General features: G+C 75.0%; 1 protein-coding gene. It reads left to right on the forward strand.

The genetic code is table 11. The annotated features are described in order from the left end of the window. Positions 1-18 precede the first annotated feature (18 nt). On the forward strand, positions 19-669 hold the full coding sequence (locus tag J1M39_RS11320) for a hypothetical protein (protein ID WP_069941834.1): 651 nt from the start codon (positions 19-21) through the stop codon (positions 667-669). The last annotated feature ends 286 nt before the right edge of the window (positions 670-955 follow it).

The raw sequence follows: 955 nt of genomic DNA on the forward strand, positions 1-955 counted from the left end.
GGCCAATGAGGCCCCCTGATGTCCCAGCTGCTCTACCGCCCCGCCACCCTCGCCCGCGCGCTCTACGTCGGTTCCCAGGCCGCCCGCGCGGCCGCCACGGACACGGACCCCGACGCCGGCGGCGTGGGCCTGGTCCTCCAGCCTGACGGCTCCCTGCGGATCTACTCCGCGGCAGGGGAGAGCTTCTCCCGCGCCTACGCCGACCCGGCCCCGCGCACGGACACCGGCGACGAGGCCCTGCTCGCAGTGCTCTCGCTCCACGGCACCCAGACCCTGCTGGCCCGCCTGGCCGAACTCGACGACACCTACGAGACCGTGGAGCTGCGCACCGACGCCGTCGGCATCTACCTGGTGCGCGACCTCTGGGTGATCTTCGCTTCCGCCAGCAACAAGGCCGACACGCTCTCCCCGGTGGACACGCTCGCCGTTCGTCCGCGCGACATGGCCGGCCCGGTGCCCCCGAGCACCCCGGACGGCGCCGTCCCCGGCCCCTTGTGGGGGCTCCACGCCGGCCTGTGCCTGGACCTGCTCACGGGCGGGCCGGCCATGGGCCCCGAGGACAGCCTCGACGCCTGGGCCGTCCGCGAGCGCGACGATCTGCTGGCCTGGCACCTGGGCGACTGGGCGCTGGGCCGCACGCACGCCGCCCACGTGAGCCCGCGCGGCTGACCGGCACCCGTCCCCGCCGGCCTCGCGCCGGCGGGGACGGGGGGGACGTGTCGCGGAGACGAGCTGCCGGCTCCATGGAGCTGCCGCCGGCCGCCGGGGACCGCGACACGTCCCCGCCCGCTCCGCGTCACCACCAGGGGCGCGCCGATCCGCGCTCGCGGATGATGTTGTGCAGGCGCCGTTGCATGTGTATGGTTGGACACGTCGCAGGGGGCATGAGGCCCCCAGCACCCCTTCCAAGGAGGAGCCCCATGGGCATCATCACCACCGCCGACCACCTGTACCG

It is taken from the genome of Micrococcus sp. KRD077 (assembly GCF_017168505.1).
GTDB classification, from domain to species: Bacteria; Actinomycetota; Actinomycetes; order Actinomycetales; family Micrococcaceae; genus Micrococcus; species Micrococcus luteus.

Excerpts from the sequence above, each read along its gene's own strand:
- J1M39_RS11320 (WP_069941834.1), top strand. The coding sequence starts at position 19 with ATGTCCCAGCTGCTCTACCGCCCCGCCACCCTCGCCCGCGCGCTCTAC.